Annotated in this window: 21 protein-coding genes; 1 reads left to right on the plus strand and 20 read right to left on the minus strand. The window is 32.4% G+C overall.

Annotated elements, in window-relative coordinates:
* Nucleotides 1-410 precede the first annotated feature (410 nt).
* The 7 genes from salA to CD041_RS06910 all read right to left on the minus strand — a co-directional run bounded on the left by salA (nucleotide 411) and on the right by CD041_RS06910 (nucleotide 7,852).
* On the minus strand, nucleotides 411-1,475 hold the full coding sequence (salA, locus tag CD041_RS06880; protein WP_002459975.1) for an iron-sulfur carrier protein/transcriptional regulator SalA: 1,065 nt from the start codon (nucleotides 1,473-1,475) through the stop codon (nucleotides 411-413).
* A 133-nt stretch (nucleotides 1,476-1,608) separates the two neighbouring features.
* On the minus strand, nucleotides 1,609-3,045 hold the full coding sequence (locus CD041_RS06885; protein ID WP_002478928.1) for an MDR family MFS transporter: 1,437 nt from the start codon (nucleotides 3,043-3,045) through the stop codon (nucleotides 1,609-1,611).
* Between the two features lie 77 nt (nucleotides 3,046-3,122).
* A complete protein-coding gene (locus tag CD041_RS06890) occupies nucleotides 3,123-3,590 on the minus strand; it encodes a SepA family multidrug efflux transporter (protein ID WP_002478927.1) in 468 nt (155 codons plus the stop codon).
* A 105-nt stretch (nucleotides 3,591-3,695) separates the two neighbouring features.
* Complete coding sequence (sdrM, locus tag CD041_RS06895) at nucleotides 3,696-5,027, minus strand: multidrug efflux MFS transporter SdrM (RefSeq protein ID WP_002478926.1); 1,332 nt, start codon at nucleotides 5,025-5,027, stop codon at nucleotides 3,696-3,698.
* Nucleotides 5,028-5,185: 158 nt separating this feature from the next.
* Nucleotides 5,186-5,872, minus strand: coding sequence for a PAQR family membrane homeostasis protein TrhA (gene trhA, locus CD041_RS06900; protein ID WP_002459981.1), 687 nt, complete (start codon nucleotides 5,870-5,872; stop codon nucleotides 5,186-5,188).
* Between the two features lie 15 nt (nucleotides 5,873-5,887).
* Nucleotides 5,888-7,078, minus strand: coding sequence for a UTP--glucose-1-phosphate uridylyltransferase (locus tag CD041_RS06905; RefSeq protein WP_037540597.1), 1,191 nt, complete (start codon nucleotides 7,076-7,078; stop codon nucleotides 5,888-5,890).
* 258 nt (nucleotides 7,079-7,336) lie between these two features.
* Entirely contained in the window at nucleotides 7,337-7,852 is a 516-nt protein-coding gene (locus CD041_RS06910) for a metal-dependent hydrolase (RefSeq protein ID WP_002478924.1), read from the minus strand.
* Nucleotides 7,853-8,029: 177 nt separating this feature from the next.
* On the opposite strand from CD041_RS06910, the gene CD041_RS06915 reads away from it, so the two are divergent.
* Nucleotides 8,030-8,290: a SunI/YnzG family protein gene (locus CD041_RS06915; protein WP_002459987.1), complete on the plus strand. Its 261-nt coding sequence runs from the start codon at nucleotides 8,030-8,032 to the stop codon at nucleotides 8,288-8,290.
* 238 nt (nucleotides 8,291-8,528) lie between these two features.
* Here CD041_RS06915 and CD041_RS06920 read toward each other — a convergent pair whose 3' ends face one another.
* The 13 genes from CD041_RS06920 to lacG all read right to left on the minus strand — a co-directional run bounded on the left by CD041_RS06920 (nucleotide 8,529) and on the right by lacG (nucleotide 23,259).
* On the minus strand, nucleotides 8,529-9,899 hold the full coding sequence (locus CD041_RS06920) for a YjiH family protein (protein ID WP_002478923.1): 1,371 nt from the start codon (nucleotides 9,897-9,899) through the stop codon (nucleotides 8,529-8,531).
* Between the two features lie 264 nt (nucleotides 9,900-10,163).
* Nucleotides 10,164-11,129: a FecCD family ABC transporter permease gene (locus CD041_RS06925; RefSeq protein WP_037545058.1), complete on the minus strand. Its 966-nt coding sequence runs from the start codon at nucleotides 11,127-11,129 to the stop codon at nucleotides 10,164-10,166.
* Nucleotides 11,122-12,150 carry a FecCD family ABC transporter permease gene (locus CD041_RS06930; RefSeq protein WP_070648197.1) on the minus strand — a complete coding sequence of 343 codons (1,029 nt, stop codon included), beginning with the start codon at nucleotides 12,148-12,150 and terminating at the stop codon, nucleotides 11,122-11,124. The genes CD041_RS06925 and CD041_RS06930 overlap by 8 nt, the downstream gene beginning before the upstream one ends.
* Nucleotides 12,151-12,167: 17 nt before the next feature.
* Nucleotides 12,168-13,163, minus strand: coding sequence for an ABC transporter substrate-binding protein (locus CD041_RS06935; RefSeq protein ID WP_012990779.1), 996 nt, complete (start codon nucleotides 13,161-13,163; stop codon nucleotides 12,168-12,170).
* 479 nt (nucleotides 13,164-13,642) lie between these two features.
* Nucleotides 13,643-14,731 carry an alanine racemase gene (locus CD041_RS06940; protein WP_002492241.1) on the minus strand — a complete coding sequence of 363 codons (1,089 nt, stop codon included), beginning with the start codon at nucleotides 14,729-14,731 and terminating at the stop codon, nucleotides 13,643-13,645.
* Between the two features lie 3 nt (nucleotides 14,732-14,734).
* Nucleotides 14,735-16,495 (minus strand): IucA/IucC family protein, encoded by a 1,761-nt coding sequence (locus tag CD041_RS06945; protein WP_070648195.1) that lies wholly within the window; start codon nucleotides 16,493-16,495, stop codon nucleotides 14,735-14,737.
* A 225-nt stretch (nucleotides 16,496-16,720) separates the two neighbouring features.
* Nucleotides 16,721-17,230 carry an Asp23/Gls24 family envelope stress response protein gene (locus CD041_RS06950; protein ID WP_002478917.1) on the minus strand — a complete coding sequence of 170 codons (510 nt, stop codon included), beginning with the start codon at nucleotides 17,228-17,230 and terminating at the stop codon, nucleotides 16,721-16,723.
* Between the two features lie 65 nt (nucleotides 17,231-17,295).
* Entirely contained in the window at nucleotides 17,296-17,535 is a 240-nt protein-coding gene (locus CD041_RS06955; RefSeq protein WP_002459996.1) for a DUF2273 domain-containing protein, read from the minus strand.
* 12 nt (nucleotides 17,536-17,547) lie between these two features.
* Complete coding sequence (gene amaP / locus CD041_RS06960) at nucleotides 17,548-18,084, minus strand: alkaline shock response membrane anchor protein AmaP (RefSeq protein ID WP_002459998.1); 537 nt, start codon at nucleotides 18,082-18,084, stop codon at nucleotides 17,548-17,550.
* 551 nt (nucleotides 18,085-18,635) lie between these two features.
* Complete coding sequence (locus CD041_RS06965; protein WP_002478916.1) at nucleotides 18,636-19,643, minus strand: zinc-binding alcohol dehydrogenase family protein; 1,008 nt, start codon at nucleotides 19,641-19,643, stop codon at nucleotides 18,636-18,638.
* A 26-nt stretch (nucleotides 19,644-19,669) separates the two neighbouring features.
* The gene (locus tag CD041_RS06970; RefSeq protein ID WP_037545065.1) at nucleotides 19,670-20,671 is read right to left on the minus strand and encodes an NADP-dependent oxidoreductase; all 1,002 of its coding nucleotides are present in this window, start codon (nucleotides 20,669-20,671) and stop codon (nucleotides 19,670-19,672) included.
* Nucleotides 20,672-20,765: 94 nt separating this feature from the next.
* Nucleotides 20,766-21,623 carry an alpha/beta hydrolase gene (locus CD041_RS06975; protein ID WP_070648194.1) on the minus strand — a complete coding sequence of 286 codons (858 nt, stop codon included), beginning with the start codon at nucleotides 21,621-21,623 and terminating at the stop codon, nucleotides 20,766-20,768.
* Nucleotides 21,624-21,846: 223 nt separating this feature from the next.
* On the minus strand, nucleotides 21,847-23,259 hold the full coding sequence (lacG, locus tag CD041_RS06980) for a 6-phospho-beta-galactosidase (RefSeq protein WP_103284513.1): 1,413 nt from the start codon (nucleotides 23,257-23,259) through the stop codon (nucleotides 21,847-21,849).
* Nucleotides 23,260-23,264: the final 5 nt, after the last annotated feature.

Here is a 23,264-nt window from a genome sequence, read left to right on the forward strand (position 1 = left end):
TACATTATTGGAATTAACGTTGACATATTGTCATTCAGTTTTCAATGTTCATTTTAAAAGCAATCTCTTTTATTATACTTACAATAACTTCAAAAGTCAATTGCTTTATGTCGTTTACTTAAATTATTATATTTCAATTTTATAAGGTTTTCAATGGTAAGTTTTACACCATTTCAATCTTCTTTAAAATTGCTTTACAATTGTTTTTCGACGACTTTTATATCTTATCAAGACTGTTTGTATAAGTCAATCATTAAATCGATATAAATTAAAATAATTATGTGTGCATAAAGTTAGATGTATTATAGCTCACAAATGAATATTCTATCATCTTTTATAAATAATGCAATAGAAAAAGGTGCACTTATAAAAATAAATTAAAGTGCACCTTAATTGATACATAATCACCGTTATTTTATAGTACTTGCAATCACCTTTTGTGCAATAGACGTATAAATTTTTCCTAGTCTATCATCTGGTTGATATATGGATGGTGAAAAATCTTTAGGATTCCATGATGGCTGTTCAAGTGGCAATTCGCCTAATAATTGTGTATTAAGTTCATCAGCTAACTTCATGCCGCCGCCTTTACCAAAGACATACTCTTTATTTCCTGTTTCTTTACTTTCAAAGTAACTCATATTTTCAATAACACCGATTATTGAATGTTCCGTATGCTTTGCCATTGCCCCAGCTCGTGCAGCGACAAATGCAGCAGTTGGATGTGGTGTCGTTACTATAATTTCCTTACTTGAAGGTAACATCGTATGGACATCTAGTGCAACATCTCCGGTGCCAGGAGGTAAATCTAGAATCAAGTAATCTAATTCTCCCCATTTTACTTCAGTAAAGAAATTCGTTAGCATCTTTCCAAGCATCGGACCGCGCCAAATAACGGGTGCATTTTCTTCAACGAAAAATGCCATTGAGATAACTTTCACACCATATCTTTCGACTGGAATTACTGTCTTTCCTTCAATGCCCGGTTTCTCATCAATTCCCATCATATCGGGGACACTAAAACCATATATATCAGCATCAACAAGACCTACTTTTTTTCCTTCTCTTGCTAAAGCAACTGCGAGATTTACAGCTACGGTTGATTTTCCTACGCCACCTTTACCAGAAGCAATGGCAATAAATTCTACTGGATTATCTTTTGACAATAAGCCTTCAATTGTATTAGGCTGCTCTTTAGTAGTTCCACGATATTGTTCTACAATTTCGTCCGGTAATTGTTCAAATCTTATTCCTACTGTATTTGCCCCATTTTCTTTCAATGTGTTGACAATTTTCATCTGAAGATCTAATTGTGTTTTTCCACCAAGTTGAGCCATAGCAACCTTCACGCTGACATGTTCGATTTCTTCTTTTATTTTTATTTCTTTAATGCCGTTGATTTCACTCAAGGGCACATTAAGTATTGGATCTTTAATTGCACCAACGAGCGCGCTTACTTTTTCTTCTGATAACAACTTTAATCCCCCTTTTAGTTGTTTTAATACTATTCATTATGTATTATTTTAACATTCGAATTCAGTATAAACGTTTTATAATTATAAAAAAAGCAGTTAGCTCAAGCCTTTACACTGAGCAAACTGCTAAATTTTATAATTTACGGCTATTGGTAGTCTTCTTTTCTTGAATAAAAAATGAGCATATAAATGCAATGATAATGAAAGCAGTTACGACCATAAATGCTAAATCTACTCCTGCCGCCACAGCTTGTCTTTGAGCTACTACCTTACTCGTTTCTTGAGAAATAGAAGATTGTATCCATTTAGCACCAATACTCATCAATGTTACCATTAGTCCAGTCCCCAGGGATCCAGCCATGACGCGTGCAAAATTCATAATAGCTGTTCCGTGCGAAATATCTTTATTGTCGAGCACGTTAATCCCTGTGGTATTAATTGGCATCATTAGTAAAGAGATTGCTACTAATCTCAACGCATAGATTATAACTAGAAACATATAAGATGAATCATACTGCAAGAAACATAATGGTAACGTAGCTAGTATGAGTAGAATAAATCCAGTATAAACGAGTGGTTTAAGACCATATTTATCATAAAACTTTCCAGTAAATATAGATAATATACCATTTAATATTGCGCCAGGCATAATGACCATACCTGATAAAAACGCAGACAATCCTAAACTATTTTGCACATATAATGGAATAAGTAATGCAGGACCGACATTCGTCATCATTAAAATCATAGAAGTAATCGTACTAAATGTAAAAACTCTACTTTTAAATACGCGCAAGTTTAAAATAGGATTATCGATGTGTAGCTGTCTATAAATAAAGATACCTACAATCGTGAGACCAATTACAAATGAAACTACGACTAATAAATTAGTAAATCCTAAGTTGCCCGCACTACTAAATGCATATAATATCAATCCAAAACCAAGTGTTGAATATATCACAGAACGCTTATCCAACATCGTATATTTAATGTCATTATAACTCGTTAAAGCGCTACATCCGAAAATAAAAATAACAGCTGAAATAGCCACAACTATTATGAATGGCACACGCCAACTCGTATTATCGATGATTAATCCCGAAAATGCAGGCCCTATCGCAGGTGCCATTTGAATGACTAAGCCAGCTAAACCCATGGCAAAACCTCTTTTTTCTTTTGAAAATAAAGAAAATAAGGTGAATTGCATCAAAGGCATGATAACGCCGGCTCCCATAGCTTGAACTACTCGGGCGATCATAAGCACTGCAAAATTAGGTGCAATTGCTGCAATAATAGAACCTAATAAAAATGTTCCCATAGAGGCAATGAATAAAGTCTTACTTTTAACTCTATCCATCAAGTATGCAGTCAGTGGAATCATTGTCCCATTAACTAGCATAAACCCCGTTACAAGCCATTGTGCTATATTTTCACTGATATTTAACTCTCGCATAATGTGAGGAAGTGCAGTATTTAACAGTGTTTGGTTAAGAATCGCGATGAATGCACTAAGTAACATTACTGCTACAATGATATTTCGTTTATGCTTAGATATCGATTCAGCCACCATATTACTTCCTTTCATCAAAGTAAACTATTTAATTATTTTTCCAATTTCTGTCTTATTAAACAAGGGTTTTGCTCACATTATGAGTTACGTTGATTTCTATTTAAATTTTCACTATCAGGATAAAAGACAATTTTACACATATATAAAAAGCCAATAATGAGCATAATTACCCAAAAATCTATTTTAATATATGCGTAGTTAATATGAATGACAAAGTAAAAAAGAATGGTTGTTACTACATATGATATGAGATGAAAGGTACCACCATTAAAATAATCATTTTCTGGTAATTTTTTTCTAAAATAGTCCATTAAATGTTCTATAGCAAAAAAGATAAAATAACCAAAAACAATGTAGCTACCATAATATATTAAATTGTCTATGAAACTTTTATCATAATCAAAACTTCCTAGATGAAAGTATATGAGCAAACGACTTAAACCAAACAGCCCAAACCCTAAGAAAGTTAAAAATACTGCTCCGGAGACAACAAAGACAGCAAAAACTAATAATGTTACTAATATGTTGTTATTAAATCGTTTCATTCTTTCTGCCTCCTCCTAAAATTATACAATAGTATTTTAACACTATTTAGTAGCTATTGATATGGAAAGACCGCCTATCATAATAGATAAACGGTCAGATGAAAATTAATCATGCTGTTCTTTATACGTCCATGACCATGAAATCATTAAAATAATCATTAATATAACAATACTTCCTAAAATGTTCTGTAAATTTGCTCCAAACAATCCATGTGTCGTTGCATATAAGTACCCCATCAAAGAAGAACCTACTGAGGAGCCCAAGTTTTTAGTCAGAGCATAAAATGACATCATTTTTTTCATATATATAGGACTTGTTTCTTCTTGCACGATTACACTATCCTTTGTATAAACAAATCCAAAGCTTAAACCAGCAAAAATCACCGCAGTCGCAATGAGCAATGGTAAATCTAAATTTAAATAGATAATTATACTCGCAACAAGTAGCACTGTAAACGCTCCAATATACAGCATTTTTCTACTACATAAATTTTCAATTTTAGCCAAATTAAAATTCAAAATAATCCAAGCTACAGATAAAGGAAATATGATGAAACCACTTTGCAATGGAGATAATCCCAAATGATCTTGCAAATAGATTGGAATATATAAATTATAGCCCATGAGCGAAAGTGCAATAACAAAGTCTGTAATAAATACTAACGTTATTGATCGATTAAATTCAACAATAGGTAAAAAAGGTTGCTTTATTTGCGCTTCAAATTTAAACAAACCGAACAATACAATGACAGCTAATAGAATACTTATAATATTTATTACTATCATATGTTGATAAAGTAGTCCTATCATTAATAACAAAATAAATATATAAAATAATGTAATGCCTTTAACATCAAAGTTAGACGCTTTAACTTCCTGTTCATTAGGAAAGTGGTAAGTTATAAAGACAAGTATAATAGCAATGATAGCAATAGGTATATTAATAAAAAATAGCCAATGCCATGTTGCAAATTCTAAAATGCCTCCCCCAAGTACAGGGCCAATAATACTAGAGACACCCCAAACACTACCAACTATACCCATAATTTTATATCTTAGAGGAATTTCAAATGCTAATTTTGGCACAATTTGAGTTAACGACATCATTACCCCTGCACCAAGTCCTTGAATAGCTCTTGACGTAATTAAAAATGCAAATGTTGGACTAAGGCCAGACATTAAACTTCCAAGACCAAATAAAAATAATCCTGTTGCAGCTATGTATATAATTTTATATCTAGTCAGCAATTCTCCAACAATAGGATTGGCTATTACAAGAGCAACAAAATATATTGTAAAAACTAATGATATATTGTTTCCAGCATGGAGGTCTTCTCTTATAGTAGGCATGGCTAAAGAAATAATCGAAGTTTCAATTGCAGCCATAAACATTGTTAAAATCAGGGCAACAACCACACCAATTGATTTTAATCTCATATTAGATACCTCCCTTTCTTTCAAAATATTGCCTATATATATTATCAATGTTTGTAATTAAAGTATATATCACTGCTTAATTATCTTCTTAAAAATATAAAAAATAAGACTGATGGCCTATATGCTAAGACCACCAATCTGTTAATTTATATTATTTATTACATAAAATAGAGGATAGCAATTAAATGGAAAAGTGACGCAAGTACAATAAATAGATGCCATATCATATGAAAATAATTTCTATTCTTTTGAGCATAAAACCAGGCGCCAATAGAATACGCAACTCCACCTAGAAATATAAATAAAATAAACCAAAGCGATGTTCTCATTAAAATGATAGGAAGAAAAATGACGCCTACCCATCCCATTACAAGATATACGATTAAGCTTAATTTAGGATTAACACGGGTCGCAATTGATTTGTATAGAATACCCCAGATGGTTGTTCCCCATAATAAAGTGAATACGGCCCAGCCAATCCATCCTCCTACAACATGTAAAAGAACTGGCGTATACGTCCCTGATATTGCAACATAAATCATACTATGGTCGATAATCCTCAACACATATTTATGAATACTATTATTTTTCATTGTGTGATAAATGGTTGATGATATAAACATTAAGAAAATGCTAATAACAAAAATTGAAACACTTAAAGACTGTAGTGCGCCACCATCATTATAACTATGCACTGCTGCATAAGGTAAGATAAGCAACGTCAAAAATGCTGCAACTCCGTGCGAAACAGCATTACCTATTTCTTCTCCAAATGTTAGTGGGATAATGTCTTTAAAACTTTCTACTACTGAATCCTTTGACTTCTTAATTGATATGTGAGGCATCTCTATATCACCGTCCTATGAAATAATATTCATTCGTTCTAAATCAGCTGTCGCTGTAGCTACACTATCTTTACCTTCTTTATTCTTCAACGGTGAAAACTCTTCATCGCGTTCAACTTGTAACGTGATAAAGCTTGTTGCATAACGGAATATATCAAAATAAAATAATTCGAATTTAAGCGTTGGCTTTTCAACTATACCAAAATCTTCATCTAACTGTTTTAAATTTTTAATAGCTAAATGATAAGGTAAATCATAGTTAACAGCTTGATTAATAAAAGCAAGTTTAAATGCATGTATACCAATATTGGCATTATTAAGCTTATTTGCCAATTGCTCATCTAACTCTGAATATTCTAGCACGGTATCTTTACAATCCTTATTAACTAAACGTCCAACACTTTCGCCTTGCTTAGGCTGAATAGATTTAGTTGTTATGTCTAAATCGTGCACAACAGTGAAACCAGCAAATAGCGGATCAAGTACTTTCACTAATACATTATCTATATTATTTAAGAAAATATATTTAACGCCATTATCCATCATCTGATCTAAATACCCGGCTTTTTTCAGTGATTTAAACACCCCACCATTACCATTTGGTGTTTCCATGATATAGCCTTGTTTATTAAGAACCAGCTGACCTTGCTCACTCAACGCTACCATGTTGTCTTGTTTGAAGAAATGGACATTTTCAGCATTAAAACCAAAGAATTGATGATCTTCAAAATATGTAACTGTAGCCTCATGATTAATATCACTTGTCATGATATACCAGTGAATTAAATGTCCAGTTTGATGTTGTAATTTCAATAATTGACGTGCTTGCAATTCAAATAGACTTATTCCTTTAATTTCAAAAGAACCTTTAGGACCTTGATAACCTAACCTTGTGCCTTGTCCCCCAGCCATTAATAATACCGCAAACTCACCATTTCTTATTGCTTCTATACCTTTTTGCTCATATGCATGTTTATCTTTATCATTCATAGCTGCTTGATTTACATAATTAATCTCTGAAATATCATTAATATCATCTATTTGTCGTCGATTAACATATAGATCTTGATATAATGCTTGTATTTCAGCCAAATCTAATGAATCAACCTTCTCCTCTAATTGCTCTTTTTCATTATTACTCATTAATTTTTCATATTCACATAAATGTGCTTGATTATATTTTTCAAGTTTATTTTTATCCAAAATGCTAATACGCTCCTTATGTAAATTACATATCAAATGCTGCTATTGATTACAACATTGTCAATAATAATTTATATTCATTTCAAATCACATCATAATATAAAACGCTTTGGAAGCGGAACAGAATCCATTATGAATATGTTGTGCTGCCCTGGCAAGATTGACTTGCATTGAAAAAAGCTTAGTATTAGCGTATTTTCAATCTTAGTCAACTACTACCAAGATTTAGTTCATAACTTAAAACATAATGATGTCCCTAGCTCATGCAAAGTATTTTCCTATATAAAAGAAAAAATCCTCAAATGCGGGTTGAAATAAAGTATATGCTGCACCGACTGTTAACGCAGTAGCCAGTGATAAATCCATCCATCCCCCTGTTTTCACGGTAATTGGAAAGTGAATATTCTGAGGAAGTGGATAAAATAATTGAACTCCTCTAGGTGTTAACATATCTAGTATAACATGAGATAGCAATCCCCCGATAATTGAAACTAAATAATACAATGGACTATGAATTAAGACAAGCGCAGATGCAATTAAAAAAACGAATATAAGCGAGTGTGTGAAAGTGCGATGACCAAAAAGTAATCTTATTATAAAACTTATTAATTTTAATCTTCTTCCAATTTTACTTCTCATATGGCATATATCTGGCAATAAACTTGCCATTGTAGCTAAACACATGACAGTAACAGTAGTAAATATATCTGTTTGATAATACTGTGTTGTCCATGCTCCTACTAAAAGACCACACGATGCATGTGTCTTTCCCGTCATAGTTCACACTCCCTTTTCTTTCAAATATAATAGCATAATTTGACCCTAAAAGCGAACATACTTTCGCTCAAATAATTAGTATGTCACAAATTTAAAAAAGTATCACATAAATACTTGAAAACGATTGCAATTTGCATTATTATTAAATTACAAATTGTTAAAAGGAAGTGTTCTATAATGGCAATGACAGTAAAAAAAGATAATAATGAAGTTAGAATTCAATGGCGTGTTGCAGATATTAAAATTCCAACACAAGATATTAAAAACATTTCACAAGACCAAGATATACATGCTGTTCCTGAATTAGATGAGAAAAATATTTCTCGCATTGGATCTACATTCGGTAAAACAAATCGCGTTATTATAGATACTAACGATCACGAATATATTATTTATACACATAACGATCAAAAAGTTTATAACGAACTTACAAAATAACATTTTATAAATTAGCATAGAAGCATTTAGAGCAGTCTGAGACATCATTATGTTTTAGACTATGAACTATATGGCAGCAGTTAGCGGGGCGGGGCTACGAATTCATAATGAATTCTGTTCCGCTCCCCTCATTTTACGTTAATTTAATAAATAACATCCATTCATAAAAAAAGCATACGTAGTTAAAGCCTTATCAGCTTTTTTACGTATGCTTTTACAATTTTTATAACTCATTTTATTACAAAAATAAATGTGCCATTAAAGAAATAATTGGTAACGTAATCAATGTTCTTATTAAGAAAATCATAAATAACTTCCCTACACTTACTGGTATTTTAGAACCTAAAATAACACCGCCAACCTCAGATAAATAGATAAGTTGAGAAATACTTAAAGCACCTACGACAAATCGAGTTATTTCACTATGAGCACCTTGAATTAATATTGAAGGTAAAAACATATCCGCGAAACCAATTATCAAGGTTTGTGATGCTGCAGCAGCTTCCGGAATTTGTAAAATATTTAATAATGGAATAAATGGTTTTCCAATAAATTCAAATACTGGTGTGTAATTAGCAATTATAGTCGCTATTGTTCCGATTGCCATAACTACCGGAAGTACAACAAACCACATATCAATAACCGTTTTAAAGCCAGATTTGAAAAAATTAATAAAACCAGGCGCGTTTAAACCTACTTTCGTCGCTTCTTCTAAGCCATAGCCTAAAGCACTTTTACCCTCTGGCAAATCTTCATCATGAATTGAACCGTTCGTATCTTTAGCATATTCATCTGGAATTGTGTTTAACGGCCAAATTCTTGGCATAATAACAGCTGCAATTAAACATGAAAGTATGACAGATGAATAAAATAATAAGAACCTAGATTCCATGCCAACCGTTCCAGCTATAACAATTGCAAATGTAATAGAAACAACACTAAACGTTGTTGAAATTACAGTTGCCTCTCTTTTTGAGTAAATACCTTTTTCATATTGTTTACTGGTAATGAGCACTCCCACAGTACCATCTCCAATAAATGAGGCCAAGTTATCTACTGTTGAACGACCAGGTAAAGTAAACAATGGTCTCATGACCGGTCTAAACACAGGCCCTAAAAATTCTAACAAGCCATAGTCCATTAAAAATGGTAAAAATAATGCTGCAAAGAAAAAAACTGCAACCAATGTAGGTAATAAATCGGAAAATATTAATCCACCTGTTTCATTTGAATAAATCACATGAGAGCCAAATTTAAAATAAGTCATCCAGACAAAACATACTGCTAATACTCTTAATATAAGCCAGCCCCATTTAACATTAAAAGCACTGTACATTAACCCTTCTGGATTCAATTTATTCTTATAGAATGTAGAACATAAAATAGATAATATCCCAGAAAGCGTAACAATAAACAAGATGATTAGCGGCATGGCCTCTCCTAAAAGAGATTTAAGTGCGCCTGCTAAATAAGCAACCGGTAACGTTGTGGTTTTTTGACCATCTTGTACAACTGGTACTGGAATTAAAAATAAAATGATACCTATGATGGACATCACAATAAACTTTGCGCGACCTCTAATAATTTCTTTCTTCGAATAACCTTCCATTTAAACACCTTTTCTATTTATATATTGTGTCTACTATATACATTCATTTTGCATTTAGAGTCTAAACAATCCCCATAAAGCAATTAATAATTTTTGTAAATGCATTTTTATGAAATTTTTCGTATTAATAAACTATATCTTATTTTACCTAAATCTTCAATACCTAAAAAAAGATTGAAATAATATGTCACAAATTGTTACATCCATAAATGTTAAACATTAGATATTACAAATTGCTAAATACTATTTCAATCTCTTAAGTGATTATAATTTTTTCAATAAAAATAGGAAATATGGCACGCCAATAATTGCTATTATGACACCTACTGGGATATCTAAAGGTGGATGTATGCCTCTGGCTAAAGCATCACTGAATAAAATAAGTGCTGCACCTATAAGACCAGACATCAAAACAATATGCAAATAGCGTTGTCCGACAATTGAACGCGCAATATGCGGTGCAATTAATCCTAGAAAACTAATACCACCCACTACTGAAATCGATGCACCTGCAAGAACTACAGATAATATCAGTAATGTCATTTTTAAACCTTTTACTTTGGCACCTAATGCGATTGCCAACTGATCTCCCAAATTTAAAATATCAAGTTGATAACTTAAAATTAAAATCAGTGGAATTGCAATGATAAACCATGGAAAAATCGCCAATACATTTTCAATCGTATGCCCATATAAGCTACCAGTTAGCCATAATAAAGCATTATTTGCATCCATAGGATTTCGTATTAGTAGAAACTGTACAATTGCTGTACAAATCGCACCAATTGCTAATCCAATAAGTGCTAAACTAGACCCTTTTACATTAAATCTAGATATGAGAATAGACAAAATCAAACTAATACATAGCGCACCGATAAATGAACCCACTGGTAATAAAAACAAGGGTGCTGATGGAAAAACCATTATAAGTATAACCGCAGCTAAACTTGCACCTTTAGAGATACCGATAACATCTGGAGATGCTAACGGATTTCTAACTACACCTTGAATTATCGCACCTGAAATCGCTAGACTGCAGCCAACGAGTAAACCTAATAATGTTCTTGGAATACGATATTCATTTAAAATAAAGTCATCAAAAGTGAACATATGTTTTAACGCATAAATGGGTGAAAACATAGTAGAACCGACACATAAGCTACTGACAAATGCAATCAATAGCACAATCAGCACAATAGTATAACGTCGAATTAGTACTTTTTTAGTCAATTCTTTTCACCCCTTTTAACGTAAATAATAGGAAGTATATAGCGCCGACAAACGACGTCACAATACCTACTGGAGACTCAAATGGAAATGTAATAAGTCTACTTAGTACATCGGAAAGCAGTAATAAATCGGCACTAATGATAAACGTTAAAGGAATTAATACTGAATAATTTTGTCCTACATAGTGTTTAACAATATGAGGTACAATTAATCCGATAAATCCGATTGGCCCAACAATAGACACAGACGTACCTGCAAGTACAACGATTAATAAACCAGCTATAATGCGAACTAACTGTGTTTTTTGACCCAATCCTTTGGCGATGTCATCTCCTAGCTCCATAATACTAAGCTGTCTACTAATCATCAATGTAACAACCACCGCAACAATAATCCATGGAACAACTGCCAATAATTGCGTCCATTTTAAACCATTTAATGAACCTACAAGCCAAAACATTACTGTATCGTTTGAATCTTCATTTAATAAAATGATACCTTGCGTTAAGCTGCTAAAAAAGAGATGAATTGCCATTCCAGCAAGCGCTAGTTTAACGGGTGTGATTTGACGTGTCGATCCGGATAAAACATATACCGTTAAACCACCTAAAAATGCGCCTAAAAATGCTAATGGTGTCGCAAAATTTCCTAATGAAGGCACTAATACTGTTACTAATACAACAACAAATGAAGCGCCTGCGTTCACGCCGAAAATTTGAGGTGAAGCTAGCGGATTTCTAGTCATTGCCTGCATTAGCAAACCTGCGAGTGCCAATGCACCACCTATAATTAAGCCCCCAATCATTCGAGGCATTCTTACATTATGAATTAAAAATGTAGCTCTTGATTCATGTGTCGTAAAAAAATAATCTATCACATCGTGAAAATGTATTTTGGATGATCCAACCGCTAAATTAAAGTAGATACAAATAAAAAGAAAGCACAAGCTCACCACATAGGTGAGCATAGTGCGTTTCTTGTTTTGTTTTTCGATAGCGGATTGACTAGATAGTTTTGTCATAGTCTTTCCTTACCACCTTACTTTTGCTCTTTCGTTGATAAATCTACAATTTCTTTCGCCATTTGTTCTGAAGAAATTAAACCACGTGCACGTGCCCATAAGTCTCTATCTACAACATCAACACGATTATGTTTAACTGCATCTAATTTTTTCCAGACTGGATCTTTTTGGAATTCTTTATATGATGGTTCTTCTGGACTTGCTTTATCTGTCATGATAAACATTCTTTGTGGATTAACATCTGCAAGTGTTTCTGAATTTAATTTCAAATATGGTCCTTGTAAATATTTACTTAAACCTTTCGTTACATCATCATTTAGTGCTTCTTTGAAACCTAACTCACCTAAAAGTTGTCCAACATATGAGCTACTAGGGTGTGCTAGTAAACCTGATTTAGATGCAACAGCAGGTAATACTTTTTCATTTTTGTCAAATTTGATTTGCTTTTTATATTCTGCCATTAATTTATTATGTTTGTCTAAGCGTTTTTGACCTTGTTTTTCTTTATTCAATGCTTTGGCAATCGTTTTATAAGCGTTTATGTTTTCTTTATAGTCCCCATCAAAGCTTTTCAACATCACTGTTGGTGCAATTTTATTTAATTCTTTATAAATACCTTTATGACGCTGACTATCAGCAATAATTACATCGGGTTTTGTTTTACTAATTTCTTCTAAATTAGGCTGTTTACGTGTCCCTACTGATGTATAGCCTTTGATTTTATCACGTAATGGTTTGATTATGCGATTTGGTTTGTTATCATCTGCCACACCCACCGGTTTAACATCTAAAGCAGCAAGTGCGTCAATGAATGAGTATTCTAGGACTACTACACGTTTTGCATCTTTAGGAACCTTGACATTCCCTTGTTCTGTTTTAACTTCAATCGTATCTTTTGAAGACGATTTTTTATTAGAACTACTTGATCCATTATCACTGACATTGCCACAAGCAGCAGCAGTTACTAATAAAAACAGTAGCCCAATGATACTTATGTATTTCCAAGCCTTCATTCCATGTCACTCCTTAATTATAGTATTTACATTATATAGTGTATTGATAACGATTATCAATGTCAACCTAATTTTATTAAAATTTATATAGAGAAAATATGTTGTGTAAATACAAATGTTATTTATTTTATCTAAAATATTTCCTATTGATTAAAGACTGAAACAAGGATAAGTTAAGCATAGATTCTGGTAAAACAGTCTGGGACAGAATTCCTAGAAAAATACTGAGCGGGACAGAATTCATAATGAATTCGTAGTCCCGCCCCGACAAGGTTGACTAGGATTGAAAAAATTTGGTATAAGCTTATTTTCAATCCAGTCAACAACTAACAATGGAAACTTCAACATTAATCCGTTACATTATTTACAGATATAAGTCTTAATATAACAGTTTCTGTTACTGTTTATGTTCTTAAACATATGACAATCAAACTAATTATCACAATTTATACCAATCATATCCTTTATTGGTCTGCTTCTTAATTTTTTAGATGTTGATGGTGTTGATGACATTGTCGCATCGTATTTTTATCAAAATTTGCAATTAACGCATTTATAAGGTCATCATTTACATAATTCTTTTCTAAATGGCGCATATACATTGACTGGGTTAGTGCTTCATGACCTAAAGTAAAGGTTATGGTATCGCCTAATTGATAGCCATCTTGATTATTTAAGTCAATCATTAAATAGTCGCTTGATGCACCTTTAATTTTCAATTCTTTATCCATCGGTTGAATGTTGTTAGTCACTGTATCTATATAACCAATATTGACGATAGCTTGTAAATATGACTGCTTTGTCTCCATATTTACTCTTGGCTTAATTTCGATAATTTGCGCTTCTAACGTAATCGCATGTTGATATAAATTAGGCATAGGCTGACCTGACGTAGTATTTTCACCCCTAAATAATGTATCACCAATGCGTAGGTCATTAATTTTTCCTAAGTCATTATACATTAATTGTGGCAACATACTGGAATTGCCCCCAGAGATAAGTTTTAAACGATATCCAAGTTCTTTCTCTACCGCACAAATAAATTGATTCATCGTAAAAATATCATCATCACTAGGTGCCTCAGATTTAAAACTCATAAAATTAAATGCCAAGCCAATAACTTTGATATGTTTTAAAGACATAATTTCATGTAAATATTGCAACACATCATAGGTTAAAACACCTTCACGTCCATCTTTCCAGTCCACCATCAACACAATTTGATGCGTAGTCCCTAAGGTCTGTGCAACCTCATTTAAACGATATATTGACGTTAGTTCTGTTTGAACACTTATCTTAACATGCTGAATAATCTCTTTATCACAGTCTTCTGCATGGGATTTCAACAGGATAAAATTTACATCTGGATCACCAAATCGCTGAATATTAGCTAATCTTGAATCTGCTATTTCAGTTAATCCTACTTGCTTCAAAACCTTCAAAATTTCACGATCACCTGCAATCGCTGTGACAACTGGTGTAAAGTTAATATCTTTTGAAGCTAAAAAAGACTGCAATACTTGAGCATTATATTTAATTTTAGCTAAATTAATATTCAATTTAGGCATGAGCTACACCTCACTTTCTAATGGATTATCAAATTCTATACATTTTTCACGTGCAAGTTCAGGATATAGGTATTGTTGAAATGAGGAATGATCTTTAACTTTCGCTCCAAAAAACACCTTTTTTAAAATATCTGCATGTGGTCTAGTGTCATCTATTGCCGTATAAATCACTTGCTGAACAATGCCGTATAAACCATGTTCTGTAATACCTTCATATTGTGTAAAATGATGAACTAATTCTGCAAGATGATACTGTATAACCGTTCGTTGTAAGTTAGCAACAACTTCTTCGATTGAAGCACTGTATATATCATGATGCGTCAGTCTTAAATCTGAGAATTGTTGACATAGTGTTGGCATATGAATACTTATTCCATTTATATCTCTAAAAATAAATTTCATTTGATAATCATTGCCTAAATGTACAATGATATTTTGCATGCTAGCATCTAATGCTACCCCATAATCTTGGATAGCATTAATTAATGGCGTCAATAAAGTATCACTATATGAAGAAATAAAATGTATCACACTTTCTTGTGTGACGCCGTTACCAAGCCATTCTAAATAGCTATCAATAACTGTATGTTGATCAACCGGATTAGTATTAACTAAACTTGAAGAAGCAATAGTAGATCCTGGTTCAAAGATAGCTGGCTTCTGATTGACACTACAAGCTAATTGGCTTGAATGTTCAATATCTGCCTTTACATGTGATACAAAAGGCTTACATGTAACTTCTAAGTCAGAATCATCCTTAAAGATATGTTGCAAAATTTGAGTTATTTTTGGTGCATCTTCCATAGTTATAAAACAATCTCTACGAATTGAATGAATATCTCGAACATCAACTGATACTTCAACTTGATAAGGTTGATGTATTAAATCTAATGTCTTAAATGATTCAGTAGCTTTAGCTTCAATTGTTAAAGGCGTTGGCAACAACCAGTTTTCACTAACCCATGATTCAAAAAATTTTGCAATGACATGCTTATATTGCCATGGATGGACAATCATAACTCGATAGCGATCCAATTTAAGACCCAACGGTTCAATATAGCGCTTAAGTTTACTTCGATATTGAGGAATAACTTGATTTAGAATAAACTGACTATCGTTATTTATTGTAGCTGTCTTGATTTTATCTTGATGCACGAGCATTATCGGTAAATGAATTGTTTTTTCAAATTCTGCCGTATATTTTTTTACTGCCTCTATGGACATAGGTAATTTCATTTTCTCAAGCGGCTGAAGCGCTAGCCCTTCAGTCACTAAACTTTCAGAATACATCAAATCTTGCGTGACACCATTATCAGCTAAATGCTGTAACCAAGTAAAAAAATTTAATGCCTCTGGTAATCTAGCAAATGTCATACTTTGAGTAATTACATCGTGTCGATGTTCAAAATGTTTATAACTTTCAATTAAACAATCTCTGCTATGGATAAGTTCTTTAGAAAGTTTTGTAGATATTTTTATACTAAAAGAATCTCTTAATATATCAATAAGTTGTTCAACTGACATGATTGAATTCTTATGATTACCACATTGATAAATAATATCTTGTGTGAACTCAAACCGTTGAAATGAACTTTTTCTAATGACAGTCATATAAAGTACATGACAATGATATTGAATTTCTAGTTGCTGAGGGCTTTCTGTAATCTTAGTACCTTGTGCAAAAAGACGTTCTTTGATTAAAGTATTCATAAGTCGAAATTGGATATTTTTATCAGCACGCACCTTAATGTGATGTTTTATCATGCCCTGCCTCCATCCATTTACTTCATTATAGTTTTATCTATGTATATCAATTGTTCAATTGATAATAATTATCATTATCACTAACATGGATTATACAAATAAAATGCTTATTTGTAAAATTTTTTCATATCAAGTATTGAAGTAATCACACCAAATTTTTTGTACACAAAAACGCGCTTCGACTTTGTCTATCGAAGCGCGTAATATTATTTATTTAATGATAACTTATTGTAAGCCTTGTCTCTCTTTATTATTGTTATCATTGTTTTTTTCATTTTTTTGTTGCCATTCTTTTTTAGTCATAACGTCATCAACTTGCATATTCACTTCAACAACGTCTAAACCAGTAATATATTTTACTTGTTCTTTAACTAAATCAGTGACTTTACGGAAAATTTTAGGTGCAGATTCACCATATTCTAGAATAACTTTTAAATCTACAGCTGCTTGTTTTTCTCCAACTTCAACTGATACACCAGTAGTGACATTGTTTCCACTTGAGAATGCATTAGAGAAACTATCAGCAATACCACCTTTCATATCTAGAATACCTTTAACTTCACGAGCTGCAATTCCGGCAATTTTTTCAACAACTTCATCGGAAAATGTTAATTTATTTTCAAATTGTGGTTCTTGATTTTGTTGTGCTTGTTTTTGTTGCTCTTGTCTTTCTTTTTCGTTAACACCCGTTTGATTATCATATGCTTGTTTAGCTTTGTTATTATCTACAGTCATAGTCATTCTCCTTTTAATTTTATTTGATTTAATAATTGATGAATTTTTTCACTTCGTTTATTTTGTTAACTCCATCTATTTAAAAAATTCATAAAATCTTGAGTACGGTCTTTAATATACCCAATGCCAATACCTATTAAACATAAGACAATGATTAAAATTGTCTTCCAGAATCCTAAAGTTAGGAATAAAATTGCTATGAGTAAAAAGGCAAAGAATCCAATGATACGCCATTTATATGCTTTAATCATATTAATAATGTGTTGGCTAGAATCTTGTCCATTATGATTATTATTGTCAGCCATATTATCCCTCCCTTACAATACGCGAGGACCAGATGTTTTTTGGTCTCTCACATTTACTTCTAATTTTCTTACTGGAATTTCGGCAAAATATTCAATGTTTTGCTTAATGTCTGAACGAATACCTTCAACTAAAGAAGTTGCCTGAACATCATTCGGTACTAAGAAATCCGTTTTAACATCGATATAAGATTTGTCTTTTTTGTTATATAGCTTTGTAATCACATTAGGTTGTCGAACTTGGTCATAATTTTTTAGAGTGTCATAAGCTGTGCGTTCAATTGCTTTTCTTGAGATGTATACATGACCATCATCAAAATCTTTATATAAGCCAGGTTTTCTATAGGTTGGTTTAAAAATGCTAAATACTAAAATTAAACCAATCAATATTAAAAACGCAGCTAATCCAATTAATAGTGGTTGGAACCAATTGAATTGTAAGAAATAGTCTTGATATTCTGAAATACGACTATCTTGTATATACATAAACAAGAGGAAGCCAACAATAACAACTATTAATAGGCCGAGGATGAAATTTTTCAATCTTTTCACCTCAAAGCACCTCCTTAGCTATTGTTGTATGAATTATTTATTATGGTTTACCCTTAATTAAATTTAAAAAACATTAATACATTCTATAAAAACATTTTTCTAAATTTATTATTAAGAGTAATTTATTTCCACCTTATGATTATTCCCAATTTTTTGATTTGAAAACCTTTTATTACTAAATATTAATGACAATATGATAAATATTTTGATTAGGCTTATATTGTCTGCCGTTTTAGAACACACAAATCATTTATATTTAGAGATTAAATGCTTGATAATGGTTATTAAAAAACATTCCTTTTTTTGTTCAAAAAAATACCATGAAGCATTAGGATTTGCGTCTAACACTTCATGGTTCCAAACAGCCCAAAACATATTTATTTTTTAAGCTATGAACTAAATATTGTAGTTGACTAGGATGGAAAATACGCTGATACCAAGCTTTTTTCAATCCTAGTCAATCTAGCCGAGGCGGGACTACAAATTCATAATGCATGCTGTCCTCGTCCCTCTTTTGTCATTTCAATGGATTAATATATATTCAAAGCCTCTTATAGCTTAATCACAAGTTTTCCTATCATTTGATTGCTTTCAATAATTTGATGCGCATCATATAAATGCTCAGCTGATAAGCCCTCAATAACTTTTGTTGTTGTAGGTTGATAGATACCCGCTTCTATTTTCTTTGCAACATCTGTCAGATACTCTTGATGCTTAATCATATCATCTGTATTAAATACTGGTCTCGCAAACATAAATTCATGTGTTAACGTAAGACTTTTGGGCTTTAATGCATTTAAATCTTGCTTTTCTTTAAATGCCACAATGGTTGCTATCTTTCCAAGCGGTTTTACAAGTTCAATCATCGTATTGTAATACATATCAGTATCGTATGTACAAAAAATAAAATCTACAAATTCACCATGTTCACTGTGCAATTGTTGTACTAAATCATCATGATGATTTAATACGATATCCGCACCCATCTTTAATGACCATTGAATAGATTCTGGTCGAGATGCCGTAGTTATAACTTTTAAACCATATGCTTTAGCAATTTGTGTTGCAATACTACCGACACCACCTGCACCGTTAATAATTAATATTGTCTTATGTTGATTAAGCTCAGGATCAGTAGCAATGTTAAATACATCAAAAAGTACTTCTGATGCTGTAATTGCCGTTAATGGCAAGCTTGCACTCGCTTGGGCAGAAATATTTTTTGGTGCTTTAGCTATTAGACGCTCATCTACAGCATGATATTCAGCATTTGCACCGGGTCTTGATGATGTGCCTGCATAGAATACGACATCTCCAATATCAAACATTGAAACCGACTGTCCTACAGCTTCAACTTTACCTACGGCATCATATCCTAAAATACGCTGTTGACCATTAATAGGTCTGATACGTGTTTTCCCATCTACTGGATTAACACTTATTGCTTCTACTTTTACTAAGACATCGTGTGCATTTAATACCGGCATATTAATGTCTGTTTCATAGAAAAAATTACCTTCACTTAATTCAAAGGGTCTATTTGCTATAATTGCCTTCATTTCATTCACCTCAAAGTTTTTCTAAGTTACTCAGAAACTTTTACGATTTGTTTACCAAAGTTATCTCCGGTAAATAAGTTTTTAAATGCTGTAGGTATTTCATGGAAACCATGCGCAATGGAAACTTCAGTTTTAATTTTACCTTCTTTAACCCATTGTGCTAATTGTTCACTTGCTTCTTTAAATGTATCCGAAAATTCTGCAACTAAAAAGCCTCTCATCATAGCTTGTTTTTTTATTAATGTTCCTTGAATACGTGGACCAATATCCCTTTCTGGATGATTATAAGATGATATAGCCCCACAAACCGGAATACGAGCAAAACGGTTTAAATGTTTAAATACTTCATCACTAATCGCACCACCTACATTTTCAAAATAAACGTCAACACCATCTGGAAGCGCTGATGCTAATGCCTCAGCAAAATCGTCTTTTTTATAATCAATACCTGCATCAAAACCAAGTGTTTCTGTTAAATAATTAACCTTTTTAGTACCTCCTGCTATACCAACCACTCGAGCACCTTTAATCTTAGCAATTTGACCAACAACTGCTCCGACAGCACCAGATGCAGCAGATACTACAACGGTTTCTCCAGCTTTAGGTTGACCAATATCCAGTAATCCATGATAAGCTGTTTGACCAGTCATACCCAGTGTACTTAAATATAATTCTAATGGCACATCTGTTGATGGTACTTTATTCACTTGATTACTTGGTAGCGTATGAAATCTTTTCCAAGGTAACATCCCAATAACAATATCACCTTTTGTAAAGTCATCACTCTCGGACACGACAACTCTTGCCAAAACATGACCAATAATTGGTTGATTTAATTTAAAAGGTTGTACATAGGAATCTGAAGGTGTCATTCTGCCTCGCATATACGGGTCAACAGAAATATATAATGATTCAATTTGAAGCTCACCATTTTTAGGCGTTTGAACATCAATATTTTCATATTTGAATGTTTGATCATTAGGTATTCCTTCAGGATATTGATTTAATACAATTTGTTCATTTTTCATGACAAAGCACCCTTTCTCTCTTTCTTTCAAGTATAGTAGTCAAACGCCAATAGCTCAATTTCATTGCTTTTAAAGTTAGGTATATCCAGTAATTCTATATTTTCTTCCATAAAAATTGGATTATTTCATTGGCAACTTTGTTATTTTCGTGAAGTTGACTATGTTGCGCCGTAGCACCAGTGTATTGTGACTCTTTATAAGATTTGGGACTGTCAGCCAATAAATATTTTAATGACTTTGAAGAACTGTTAGATACGCGACCATCAGAGTGCGTACCATCTTGGATATCACCGTAAATATTTAATACATCAATCTGTTTGTCTTTATAGTTATTTTTGAGACCAAGTAATTGTTGATAATTCTCTGTTATTTTACTCGGCTTCCCATTTTTATCAACACTAATTTCGTTTACCTTTTCATTAAGATTTAAAACACCATTAAATGTTCCCGCAATGTTTACTTCTTTATTAAGTTGAGGTAATTGCGTATCTTGACCATATAATTTCATAAAATAAGCAAAAGATAAGTTTCCCATAGAATGCGCAACAAAATTGTACTGCTTAATATGAAAGTCGTTTTTTAATTTAGTTAACACATTTTTGATATGACTTGCATTTTGCTTAACATTACCATTTTTATTATCTTTTAATTCTATTTTCACAATTGGATTAATTGCATTTTTAGCTAACTTTCCTTTAAACGTAATATCTCCATTCTTGTCTACAATTGCTGTTATGACTTGATTGGTCACACCATGATTTACAGCTTGTTGCACCATATATTTCTCTGAATTTGCACTGCCACCATAACCATGCAAAAATAATGTTGCTGTATGCGAATGATTATAACTTGAACTATTTTGTTTTGATTGTGAGGATGATTGACATCCATAAGTTAAAAATAACATCAACGTTAATATTGCTATGAGTAAACCTGTTTTTTGAAATTTCATTGATTATACCACATCCAATTATTTTGTATTCAGTATACCTAAGTTAGTAAAAATTGCCATGAAAAAAACTCATATACTGATGTCTATGACTAGATGAATTACCTTTGACTTTAAAATATCTACTACTTCAATATATTGCCTTTTCTATAATAGCATTTTATGTTTTACAGAATAAAAAACACCCATCACAAATTAATTGGATGAGTGTTCTTAATCATATTAGTTATTTTATTTCTTTTGATTCAGCTAATTCTTTATACCAATAAGCACTTTTTTTAGGATAACGTTCTTGCGTTTCGAAATCGACATAGAATAAACCATAGCGTTTTTCATAACCATTTGACCAAGAGAATACATCCATCAATGACCAAATGAAATAACCTTTAACATTAGCACCATCACGGATAGCGTCGGCTATTACTTCTAAGTGTTGTTTAACATAATCGATACGCGCATCATCATGCACAGTTTTTTCAGATTCTATAAATTCATCTTTATAACCTAAGCCATTTTCTGTGATATAGATTTTATGGTAATTCGGATATTCTTTAACTACACGCATAATTTGATCATATAAACCTTTAGGATAAATCATCCAATCCCAGTCCGTTCTTGGTACATCAACATCAAACTCACGTTGTCCTACGCCTTTAAGTTGATATTTAGAGCCACCTTTATCACCTGTAGCATTGTGTGTAATTTCAGATTCTCCATCATAACCTCTCATCCAATCACTCATATAGTAATTGATACCTAAGAAGTCATTTAAATCTTTGGCAGCATCTAATGTACGTAAATCTTCATCAGATATATCAAGCTTTCCTCCGTTTACAGAGAGGATGTGTTGCACACCTTCTCTAGTTTCACGTGAGTAATGACCTAAATAAGTTGCATCTAAAATAAACTTGTTATGAATAATGTCTTCTAATTCAGCAGCCTTTACATCTTCAGGATTAGTAGGATCATATGGGTATTTTGTTGGTAATGCATGTACAACACCAATCTCTCCAGAATAGCCATTATCTTTGAATAATTTAACTGCTTTTGCATGAGCTACCATCATATTGTGATGTGATTGGAAGACCTTTGCAAAATCATATTTAATACCTGGAGGGAACTTACCAACTAAATATTGACCATCGCCGATAGGTCCAATTTCATTGAACGTTGTCCAAAAGTTAACTTCTGAAAATTCTTCAAAACAGAATTTGGCATAGTCAACAAAATAATCAATCGTCTTACGATTTAAGAAATCACCATCTTTATGCAATGTTTCTGGAGTATCAAAATGGTGTAATGTCACAAATGGTTCAACATGACGTTTATGACATTCTTTAAATAAATTATGATAGAATGCTACACCCTTTTGGTTTACTTCGCCATAGCCATCTGGAAAGATACGTGACCATGCTATTGAAATTCTTATCCCATTCACTCCGAATTTTTCACTTAATTCTAAATCTACAGGATAGCGATGATAAAAGTCACTAGCAGGTTCTGCCGTATACCAATAATTTTCTTCTAAATACGTATCCCAGGCAACACGACCTTTACCGTCTGCTTGCGTTGCACCTTCAGCTTGATATGCAGCAGTTGCGCCACCGAAAATAAAATCTTCTGGTAATTTCTTCATTATACATT

It is taken from the genome of Staphylococcus lugdunensis, from assembly GCF_002901705.1.
Classification (GTDB): Bacteria; Bacillota; Bacilli; order Staphylococcales; family Staphylococcaceae; genus Staphylococcus; species Staphylococcus lugdunensis.

Excerpts from the sequence above, each read along its gene's own strand:
- CD041_RS06940 (WP_002492241.1), bottom strand. The coding sequence starts at position 14,731 with ATGCCTAAATTGAATATTAATTTAGCTAAAATTAAATATAATGCTCAA.
- CD041_RS06970 (WP_037545065.1), bottom strand. The coding sequence starts at position 20,671 with ATGAAAAATGAACAAATTGTATTAAATCAATATCCTGAAGGAATACCT.
- CD041_RS06955 (WP_002459996.1), bottom strand. The coding sequence starts at position 17,535 with ATGGCTGACAATAATAATCATAATGGACAAGATTCTAGCCAACACATT.
- CD041_RS06945 (WP_070648195.1), bottom strand. The coding sequence starts at position 16,495 with ATGATAAAACATCACATTAAGGTGCGTGCTGATAAAAATATCCAATTT.
- CD041_RS06965 (WP_002478916.1), bottom strand. The coding sequence starts at position 19,643 with ATGAAGGCAATTATAGCAAATAGACCCTTTGAATTAAGTGAAGGTAAT.
- CD041_RS06915 (WP_002459987.1), top strand. The coding sequence starts at position 8,030 with ATGGCAATGACAGTAAAAAAAGATAATAATGAAGTTAGAATTCAATGG.
- CD041_RS06950 (WP_002478917.1), bottom strand. The coding sequence starts at position 17,230 with ATGACTGTAGATAATAACAAAGCTAAACAAGCATATGATAATCAAACG.
- CD041_RS06890 (WP_002478927.1), bottom strand. The coding sequence starts at position 3,590 with ATGAAACGATTTAATAACAACATATTAGTAACATTATTAGTTTTTGCT.
- CD041_RS06935 (WP_012990779.1), bottom strand. The coding sequence starts at position 13,163 with ATGAAGGCTTGGAAATACATAAGTATCATTGGGCTACTGTTTTTATTA.
- trhA (WP_002459981.1), bottom strand. The coding sequence starts at position 5,872 with ATGCCTCACATATCAATTAAGAAGTCAAAGGATTCAGTAGTAGAAAGT.
- CD041_RS06910 (WP_002478924.1), bottom strand. The coding sequence starts at position 7,852 with ATGACGGGAAAGACACATGCATCGTGTGGTCTTTTAGTAGGAGCATGG.
- CD041_RS06975 (WP_070648194.1), bottom strand. The coding sequence starts at position 21,623 with ATGAAATTTCAAAAAACAGGTTTACTCATAGCAATATTAACGTTGATG.
- sdrM (WP_002478926.1), bottom strand. The coding sequence starts at position 5,027 with ATGAGATTAAAATCAATTGGTGTGGTTGTTGCCCTGATTTTAACAATG.
- CD041_RS06885 (WP_002478928.1), bottom strand. The coding sequence starts at position 3,045 with ATGGTGGCTGAATCGATATCTAAGCATAAACGAAATATCATTGTAGCA.
- CD041_RS06930 (WP_070648197.1), bottom strand. The coding sequence starts at position 12,150 with ATGACAAAACTATCTAGTCAATCCGCTATCGAAAAACAAAACAAGAAA.
- CD041_RS06920 (WP_002478923.1), bottom strand. The coding sequence starts at position 9,899 with ATGGAAGGTTATTCGAAGAAAGAAATTATTAGAGGTCGCGCAAAGTTT.